Consider the following 9,752-nt stretch of genomic DNA (forward strand, 5'->3'; position numbering starts at 1 on the left):
GTAATAATCAATGATTTTTCTTTTCAAGATGGCTACCAACCAAGTTCTTTCACTGGCTTTTCCTTCAAAATTTTTCATTGCCTTTAAGGCAGCAAAAAAAGTTTCTTGAACCAAATCTTTTGCAATCTCAGTTTTATTAACCCTAGATATAGTATAATTAAACAGATAATCTGAATGCAGCGTTATCCATTTATCAGGGTCTAAAGTGTGTATTTTTTCAGATGCCATAGTTTGTACTAGTTACGATCCTATTTAAGGGCTAAATATAAGGAAACTTCATTTCCTAACAATTATTATTCTAATTACTTATCCACAGTAAAACACCAGCAACAAATGGATTGTTATAAATCATAAGTGGCATAAACTCCATAAAACACCCAATCTTTATCTATACAAATTATGTATAAGATTCTTCAATGACTTATTTTATACATTAAAAACATTCAAATTGTGTACTTTAGTAGACCGATTTACAATATTTAATTACTTGACTCCATGAAGTTTTCAAACACTTTTTTTTCTTTTACTTTTTTATCAACTCTTGCGGTAGCAATTTTATGCACTAGTTGCGATAAAAAAGAAATTATTGAAGGCAAAATATATCAGAAACCTGAAATCATTAAAGACCCTGTTGTTGACTTTCTTTCTCCTGAAGAAACCTTAAAAACCATGCACTTACCAGAAGGTTACCGAATTGAACTGGTTGCTAGTGAACCCATGGTAAACGAACCCGTAACTATGGCTTGGGATGCTGATGGTAAATTGTATGTTGCTGAAATGCTTACCTATATGCAAGATATTGACGGGACCGATCAATACAAACCTTGGAGTAGGGTAAAATTGTTAGAAGACACAGATGGAGATGGTAAAATGGATAAAAGTTCAATTTTCATCGATAGCATAATTTTACCTAGAGTTATACTTCCTTTAGACGATCGTTTGATTGTTGGTGGTACTTTTCAAAGAGATCTTTGGGGCTACAGAGACACCAATGGAGATGGAATTGCTGATGAGAAAAAATTAATGCATAAGATTCCTAAAAGGGACAATTCAAATCTTGAGCACCAACCTGCCAGCATGATTTATAGTATTGATAATTTTATGTACCTATCAAAAGGATCTATTAGATACAGACTAAAAGGAGACAAAATTGTAACGGATACTTTGGCTGATGCTCCAGCAGGTCAATGGGGATTGACACAGGACGAGCAAGGTCAAATTTATTATTCTAGTGCCGGTAGTGAAGTTCCTGCCCTAGGTTATCAACAACACCCTTCTTATGGTAATTTAGAGTTGCCTGGAAAATGGGAACCTGGATTTGATGTAGTTTGGCCAATTATTGGAACTCCAGATGTACAAGGAGGAATGAAGCGTTTGAGAGCAGACGGAACATTAAATCATTTTACAGCAAGTTGCGGACAGTCAATTTTTCTTGGTGATAATTTACCAGCTTATGGAGATTTATTTATTCCGGAACCCGTTGGACGATTGATTCGTCGTGCAAAAGTGACCATTGTTGATGGTCAAAAAGTATTGAGCAACCCCTACCACGAAACTGAATTTCTAGCTTCTACAGACATGAACTTTAGACCGGTAGAAACAAAAACAGGTCCGGATGGTTGCTTATATATCGTAGACATGTACCGTGGAATTATCCAAGAAGGAAACTGGGTGAGAAAAGGAAGTTTTTTAAGACCTGTGGTAGAAAGAAAAGAATTGGATAAAAACATCGGTAAAGGTAGAATCTATAGAATTGTTCACGATGACTATACACCAAGTAAGACCGTAAAACTACTCAATAAAACACCAGAAGAATTGACAGAATTCTTAGGTCATGACAATGCATGGTATAGAATGAATGCTCAAAAATTGATTGTGATCAAAGGAGATGCTTCTGTGGTGCCTACTTTAAAAAACATTGTTTCAAACAGCAATAATCCACTTCAAAAAATGCATGCCTTATGGGCTTTGGAAGGACTGAATTCTATCGAAGAAAATATTCTTTTAGAGAAATTTCAAGATGAAGATCCTAGAGTCAGAAGAACCGCTATAAGAATCAGTGAAATTTATTTAAAAGAAAACAATGAAGCTATACTTGCTGCTGTAGATGCCTTAAAAAAGGATGAAGACAAAGAAGTTTTATTACAAGTTTTACTTTCTTTAAGATCTAGTTCTCATGAGAATGCTAAAAAAACCATGCGTACGATTGCTTATCGAGAATTTGGTAATGATGTGATCGCTACCACTGCAAGAGAAGGACTGAAAGAGGTTCCTCCTGTTATTGAACAATTAAAGAAAAAATACATTCTACAAAATGTAAACGTGCGTAAATCTGTCGTTCAAGGATATCTAAATTTTAAATCTATCTGTGCCTCATGTCATGGTGGTGATGGAAAAGGAATTGAAGGTTTGGCTCCAAGTTTAGTGGGCTCTCCTCGTGTAAAAGGAAACTGGGAAATCACTTCAAAAATTGTAATCAACGGATTGACCGGACCTATTGACGGAAAAGAATATGCTGGGGTGATGGCACCAATGGGACACCAAGATAACAATTGGCTTGCTGCTGTTCTTACTTACATCAGACTAGAACTCAACAGCGTATCTCCGGTAACAGGTTGGAGACTGAATAAAATCAGAAATCAAACTAAGAAAAGAGATACTTATTGGACCATTGAAGAATTGTATCCTAAAAAAAACAACAAGAAAAATAAAAAGAAGAAAAAATTAGCGACTCACTAAATTTTTCTATCGGGATAATCATTAAGGTTATCCCGATTTTCTTTTAAAAACTTCTTGTATTTGAACCCCCTTATGTAATTTTCATAAATCTTTCCGTATTTTTGCGATCTGACTTTTAATTAAACATACCATGTCTACCGCACAAAAACAGTACAAAAGAGTTACTACCAATTCGCTGATTGAAATGAAACACAACGGTGAAAAAATCTCCATGCTTACCGCATACGATTATACCATGGCTAAAATTGTTGATGCCGCTGGGATTGATGCTATTTTAGTTGGTGACTCTGCCTCTAATGTAATGGCTGGACATGAGACTACTTTACCTATTACACTAGACCAAATGATCTATCACGCAAGTTCAGTGGTAAGAGGTTGTGCAAGAAGCTTGGTGGTTGTAGACTTACCTTTTGGTAGCTATCAATCTGACCCTAAAACGGCTTTGAGATCTGCTATCCGAATCATGAAAGAATCAGGAGCGCATGCTATTAAACTTGAGGGAGGAATAGAAATCAAACAATCTGTAAAAAAAATATTAAAAGCTGGTATCCCTGTAATGGGACATTTAGGATTGACTCCTCAGTCTATTTATAAATTCGGAACCTATACCGTTAGAGCCAAAGAAGAAGAAGAAGCTGAAAAACTTTTAGAAGACGCCAAGGCACTGGAAGCTTTGGGATGTTTCTCTATCGTACTTGAAAAAGTACCGGCTGCATTAGCAGAAAAAGTTGCTAAAGAAATTTCAATTCCTGTCATTGGTATCGGTGCTGGAGGTGGAGTAGACGGACAAGTTTTGGTAACTCATGACATGGTTGGGATGACACACGAATTCAACCCGAGATTTTTACGTAGATATTTAAGTTTATATGATGATATGTCTAACGCTTTTAAACAATATAGCGAGGATGTAAAATCTCAAGACTTCCCAAATCAATCTGAGCAGTACTAAATATACTTGTAGCTACATTCCGCATGAAAGTTTTACACATAGATAGCAATCACCCTGTTTTAAAAATAGGTTTAGAAAAATTGGGTTGCTCCAATGAGGAAGATTACATCTCTTCTAAAGAAGAAGTGGAATCAAAAATTCACGACTACGAAGGAGTTGTGATCAGAAGTCGTTTTAAAATTGACAAACAATTTATAGACAAGGCTAAAAAACTAAAATTTATTGCCCGAGTGGGTGCTGGACTAGAAAGCATCAATACCGAATATGCTGCATCCAAAGGCATTCAATTAATTTCTGCTCCTGAAGGAAACAGAAATGCTGTTGGAGAACATGCCCTTGGAATGTTATTGTCTCTATATAATAAAATCAAACAAGCGGATACCCAAATTAGAGAAGGTAAATGGCTTCGTGAAGAAAATAGAGGTCTAGAATTAGATGGAAAAATTGTTGGACTGATTGGCTATGGAAACATGGGAAAATCATTCGCAAAAAAACTGAGAGGTTTTGATGTGGAAGTTCTTTGCTATGATATCAAAGAAAACGTTGGCGATGAAAATTGCAGACAAACTACACTTACTGAAATTCAAGAACGAGCGGATGTTTTAAGCATACATACACCGTTTAATGAGCTTTCAGACAAAATGATCAATTGGGATATCATTTCACATTTTAAAAAACCTTTTTACCTGATAAACACAGCCAGAGGTAGTGCTGTTGTGACAGACCATCTTGTACAAGCCATGCAAATGGGAAAAATCTCAGGTGCCTGTTTGGATGTATTAGAATATGAAAAGGGATCTTTTGAAAACCTATTTGAAAACAAAACATTGCCTCCTGCTTTTGAATACTTGATCCAATCGGAAAATGTATTGCTTTCTCCTCATGTGGCAGGCTGGACAGTTGAATCTAAAATAAAATTGGCACAGACCTGTGTCGATAAAGTGGCTGCTCATTTTTTTAACATCCACGCAACAGCAAAAACAGCGCCAACTGTTCTAGAAAAAGTTACAGGTATTGGAGGTGTTTTTTACAAAACAGAAAATCCAAAAGCTACAAGAGAATGGTACCAAACACATCTTGGGTTAGATATTGACAACTACGGAAGTACATTTTGGTGGAAAGACCAAAACTTTAAAACAGCAAGCACACAATGGTCGCCTTTCCCTAAAGAAAGCAACTATTTCAAACCTTCTACCAAGGATTTCATGATTAATTTTCGTGTTAAAAATCTAGATCAATTACTAATCGACCTTACAGATGCAGGTATTGAATTGATTGACAAACCAGAAGTTTTCTCCTATGGAAAATTTGCCTGGATTCTAGATTTAGATGGAAATAAAATTGAACTCTGGGAACCTATTGATAGTGAACTCTAAGAATTAGTTACCTATAATTTCTATATAAGCAGCCAATTCTTTTTCATACATTTTTACAGCATTCCATTCTTTATGCATTGTTGCACCTGATTTTTCATAAAAATCTATTGCGTTAGTGTTCCAATCCAGAACATCCCATTCCACTCTGCGCACCTTTTTTGAGAAAGCGTAACGCATCACTTCATTATACAATGCTTTTCCAATTCCGAGTCCTCGTTTCTCTTCTCTTACGATCAAATCTTCTAAATGAATGGTTGGTCCCTTCCAGGTAGAATATCGGTAATAAAATAAAGCAATGCCCACTATTTCTTCATTCAATTCGGCTACAAAAACATGAAATTTTGGAATCCCTGTAAAGCCATCTTTTTCTAAATCTTCAACCGTTACCTCAACGGCATCCGGTTCTTTTTCAAAAACAGCCAATTCCTTTATAAGAGACCAAACAGAAGACATATCTTCCTTAAGCCCAAGTCTAATCTTGTATTCCATAAATTATTTTTTAACCGTTGTTTCTGGATTTAATGTCGCTACAAATTTGTTTTTTACACCGTGTTTTTTTGCCACATCTTGAATATTTTTTGCAGTCAAATTATTGATTTTTTCCACTTTTAAATTCGGGTCTTTCAACTCTTTTTTATTAAAATCTGCATTCTTAATTCTATTCAACCAGAACCTATTTTTTTTCATTTGTTCTTTGTGTTCCAACAGTTGTGTTTCTTTAATTTTAGCTAAATCTTTTTCTTCCGGTCCCTTCTCAATTATTTTTTGAAGTTCTGCCAAGGCACTTTTTTGGAGCATCTCTAATTTCTCTGGCCCACAAGGAAAACTAATCGTTAAATAATAAGATCCATAAGGGTTTCTAGACATCCCTCCTCTTGCTCCTACTCCATACACACCGCCTTCTTCTTCTCTTAATTTTTCAATAAGTTTGATAGACAATACCTCTCCTAAACTCTGTAAATAATAATCCTCTTCAGCATCATAAGTAGTTTCTCCTCTAAATTGGATTTTAACCAAACTTTTAGGCTCTGTTCCTTTTTTAACATGCTTTTCTAACTCACCATACAAAGGTCTATACCCGTCGTCTTTAAAAATCTCATTGGTTTTTGTACTTGGCAGACTTCCTATATACAACTCAGCGTATTTTTTTAATACCGCAGGATCTAAGTTACCTACAAAATAAAAATTGAAATCACTTGCATCTGCAAAACGCTCTTTATATTTCTCAACAGCCAAATTATAATCTGTATTTGCCCAATTTTCTTCTGTTGGAAACCCAACATAACGAGGGTTTTTACTATTTAAAAATGCATCCACTTCAACACCAAAATAAGTTCTTGGCTCAGACAAGGCATTTTTCAAATAAGCTTTCATTTTTGAAGCATGAGAATTGTATGCTTTTGGATCATTATTCAATTTGGTAAAATACAAATGCAATAACTGAAATAAATATTCAAAATCTTTTGGAGTAGCACTACCATGCATTCCTTCACTTAAAGTATGAATTGTTGGAGTTACACTAGCACCTTTTCCTGTCAATATTTTTTTAAGTTCCGTTTTAGTAAAACCATTTACCCCGGCTTCTGTTAAGGCTGAATTGGCAATATCTGTTTTTAAGTATTCTTCATCTGAATACAAAGAAGTTCCTCCATAACTAAAAGCAGTAAACACAATTTGATTGTCTTTAAAATCTGTTTTTTTATACACAATTTTGGCACCATTACTCAATTCCATTCTTGTTACTTCATTGATAGTATCCGTGGTTTCTGATAACACCATTCCCTTTTTCAACTGAATTCCTCTCATCAAATCTACATCTACCAAAGCATCCTCGTAAGGAGTAAGTTCCATTTCTTTTACATTGCTCAAAACACCTAAAACCGCAGCTTCCGTAACTTCTGGCACCCCTTCTTTATCGGGTCCTGTAAACACCACAACTCTATTGTCTTCATGGATATACTTCGGTAATAATGCATTGCAATCTGCTAAGGTAATTGTAGGCACATATTTTTTCACCATGTCAAACTCCCATGCGATACCTGGTATGATTTCTCCATTCAAATAATTTCTGATATATTCACTCGCATACCTCTTTGATTCGTTTTTATTTCTTTCTTTATAGGCGCGCTCATACCTATTGGTAATGCTAATTTTTGCACGATCCAATTCCCCTTGCTGAAAACCAAAACGCAAGGCTCTTTCATTCTCAACCGCTAATGCTTTTAAGGCATCTAACTGACCATCTTCACCTGTCAAAGCGTACGTTTGATACACTTTATTATTTCTTGCCCAAGTACCTCCATATCTAGAACCACCAAACACATAAGGTGGATTCTCTTTGTTTCTCAACTCATCCAAACGATTGTTGATCATATTAGAAAACAAGCTATTGATCAATTGTATTTTGTAATCCTCTTCAGTGGTTACCGCCTTCGCCAAAACAGGATCTTTATAATAAACCTGTACAACAGACCTGGAAGCTTCCGCATCTTTCTCTACCGAAACAAAAGTTTCTTTATGATTTGGAGTATTATACACCTCTCTCTTTTTTACTTCTTTTGGCGCTTTATATTTTCCAAAATGCGACTTAATTTTTTCTTCTAAAATAGCCACATCTACATCTCCAACAGCCACTACAGCCATTAAATCAGGTCGATACCAATCCTTATAAAACCTTCTTAAATCTTCGTAGGTAAAATTTTCTAACACCTCTTTTGTTCCAATCGGAAGTCTATCTGCATATCTAGAGTTATACATCAACTTAGGTAAGTACCTACTCAACATTCTCTTTTCAGCTCCTAAGCCTAATCGGTATTCTTCTAACACAACACCACGCTCTTTATCTATTTCTTCTTCAGTTAGCGAAGCATTAAAAGCCCAATCTTCTAAAATTAAAAAACCTTTTTCCAATTTCTCTTCATCATCAGATGGAATTGGAAGTATATAAACCGTTTCATCAAAACTTGTATACGCATTCAAATGAGCCCCAAATTTTACTCCAATGCTTTGTAAATAATCAACCAATTCATTTTTATTAAAATGCGTTGAACCATTGAAATTCATATGCTCCATAAAGTGAGCCAATCCCAATTGTTTTTCATCTTCCAAAATAGATCCTGCATTTACCACCAAACGCAATTCCACCTTTTGGGCAGGCTTTGCATTCTTTTGAATATAATAGGTCATCCCATTTGACAAAACACCTTTTACAACATTAGAATCTATAGGAATACTAGAAATGGTTTCATTTTTATCGGTTCCCGTTTTTGTCTTGGATGTAGCAGTACAACCTACAATCAATAGCGATATAATTGCGAATAAAAATGTACTTGTTCTGAGAAATGATTTGGAAAATAAATTTTTCATTTAGAGCTTTTTTTTAAAGAATGGAACGTAAATATAAGATTCTAAAAAATAATAACTGTAGTATCCACATTAACTTTATCACAAAAAAAAGCTCTAGAAATTGTAAAATTTAAGATTAGGATTTCTAATACTGCTTAAATCAAATAAATGAGGTTCGATAGATTAAATCCCTAAACAAATCCGTAAATTGAAACCTTAAATGCACAAACTATGGGTAAAGTAATTACATTTGGAGAGGTATTAATGCGCCTTTCTCCAAGAGGAAACAAAAAATTCATTCAAAACAATGTTGTAGAATTTTACTTTGGAGGGACTGAAATTAATGTCGGTATTTCTATTGCTAATTTTGGAGGAAAAGTAAAACATATTAGCTGTATTTCTGATGATTTTATTGGAGATACTGCAATATCTTATTTAAGAAAATTCGGCGTAAGTACACGATGTATTGTTAGATCAAAAAGACCACTTGGGGTCTATTTTTTAGAAGTAGGAGCCGTGATGAGACCTAGTTCCATTTCCTACAATCGATCACATTCTTCATTTTCAGAAATTCAACCAGAAATGGTGAACTGGGAAGATTCACTAAGCAAAGGAAATTGGTTTCACTGGACGGGTATCACACCGGCTTTATCAGAAGGTGCTTATAAAACTCTAAAAGAAGGACTTATGATGGCACACGAAAAAGGTTTAGAAATTTCTGCTGATCCTACTTATAGAAGTGGCTTATGGAAATATGGGGCCGACCCAAAAGTTGTTTTAAAGGACTTATTACAATATGCGACGATTTTTATTGGAGGAGTTAATGAAATCAATGAGGTTTTAGGAACCAGTTATAGCTATTCTGAAGAAGACTTTATTGCTGCAAGTAAAGCCTTGATGGAAACTTTCCCGAATATCAAAAAGGTATTTGATAAAATTAGAACTTCCTTAAATTCTTCATGGCATAAAATTAGATCTAGAATGTGGAATGGTGTTGAATTTAGAGAAACAGAAGATTTAGACATCACACATATTGTGGATAGAATTGGAACGGGTGACGCCTACGCTGCCGGATTGATTTATGCGCTTCAAAATTATGACGATTATAAAGCAATGGAATTTGCAAGTGCGGCGAGCGCATTGAAACACACCTATGAAGGAGATGTGAATTTTGCAACTGTAGAGGAAGTAAATAGCATTTTAGCTGGAAATACTACAGGAAGATTACAGAGGTAATCCCATCACTCACTATTTTTAACTAACAAAATCTCTCACTTTTTGTATAACAAAAGTTGAGAGATTTGTTTTTTCCACAAGACTCAATCGTCAGAAATCCTTAAAAA

General features: G+C 35.0%; 6 protein-coding genes and 1 pseudogene. 4 read left to right on the forward strand and 3 right to left on the reverse strand.

All coding sequences use genetic code 11. The annotated features are described in order from the left end of the window. On the reverse strand, positions 1 to 228 hold a 228-nt coding region (locus P8H68_RS12585), incomplete at its 3' end, for an RNA polymerase sigma factor (protein WP_300325766.1). Positions 229 to 495: 267 nt separating this feature from the next. Between P8H68_RS12585 and P8H68_RS12590 the strand changes: the two genes are divergently transcribed. The 3 genes and pseudogenes from P8H68_RS12590 to P8H68_RS12600 all read left to right on the forward strand — a co-directional run. Then, positions 496 to 2,739, forward strand: coding sequence for a c-type cytochrome (locus P8H68_RS12590; RefSeq protein ID WP_300325769.1), 2,244 nt, complete (start codon positions 496 to 498; stop codon positions 2,737 to 2,739). Positions 2,740 to 2,869: 130 nt separating this feature from the next. Next, positions 2,870 to 3,688 carry a 3-methyl-2-oxobutanoate hydroxymethyltransferase gene (gene panB, locus P8H68_RS12595; RefSeq protein WP_300325772.1) on the forward strand — a complete coding sequence of 273 codons (819 nt, stop codon included), beginning with the start codon at positions 2,870 to 2,872 and terminating at the stop codon, positions 3,686 to 3,688. Between the two features lie 23 nt (positions 3,689 to 3,711). Continuing rightward, positions 3,712 to 4,644: pseudogene (locus P8H68_RS12600) on the forward strand (2-hydroxyacid dehydrogenase); the annotation flags it as partial. A 423-nt stretch (positions 4,645 to 5,067) separates the two neighbouring features. On the opposite strand, the gene P8H68_RS12605 reads toward P8H68_RS12600, so the two are convergent. Further along, a complete protein-coding gene (locus tag P8H68_RS12605; RefSeq protein WP_300325775.1) occupies positions 5,068 to 5,553 on the reverse strand; it encodes a GNAT family N-acetyltransferase in 486 nt (161 codons plus the stop codon). A gap of 3 nt (positions 5,554 to 5,556) precedes the next feature. Continuing rightward, on the reverse strand, positions 5,557 to 8,430 hold the full coding sequence (locus P8H68_RS12610) for a pitrilysin family protein (protein WP_300325778.1): 2,874 nt from the start codon (positions 8,428 to 8,430) through the stop codon (positions 5,557 to 5,559). Between the two features lie 210 nt (positions 8,431 to 8,640). Between P8H68_RS12610 and P8H68_RS12615 the strand changes: the two genes are divergently transcribed. Next, positions 8,641 to 9,645: a sugar kinase gene (locus P8H68_RS12615; RefSeq protein ID WP_300325782.1), complete on the forward strand. Its 1,005-nt coding sequence runs from the start codon at positions 8,641 to 8,643 to the stop codon at positions 9,643 to 9,645. Positions 9,646 to 9,752 lie beyond the last annotated feature (107 nt).

It is taken from the genome of Flavicella sp. (assembly GCF_029238425.1).
In the GTDB taxonomy this organism is placed as follows: domain Bacteria; phylum Bacteroidota; class Bacteroidia; order Flavobacteriales; family Flavobacteriaceae; genus Flavicella.

Bases quoted from the DNA above. Each gene is read 5' to 3' on its own strand.
- panB (WP_300325772.1), top strand. From the start codon at position 2,870: ATGTCTACCGCACAAAAACAGTACAAAAGAGTTACTACCAATTCGCTG.
- P8H68_RS12610 (WP_300325778.1), bottom strand. From the start codon at position 8,430: ATGAAAAATTTATTTTCCAAATCATTTCTCAGAACAAGTACATTTTTA.
- P8H68_RS12605 (WP_300325775.1), bottom strand. From the start codon at position 5,553: ATGGAATACAAGATTAGACTTGGGCTTAAGGAAGATATGTCTTCTGTT.
- P8H68_RS12615 (WP_300325782.1), top strand. From the start codon at position 8,641: ATGGGTAAAGTAATTACATTTGGAGAGGTATTAATGCGCCTTTCTCCA.
- P8H68_RS12590 (WP_300325769.1), top strand. From the start codon at position 496: ATGAAGTTTTCAAACACTTTTTTTTCTTTTACTTTTTTATCAACTCTT.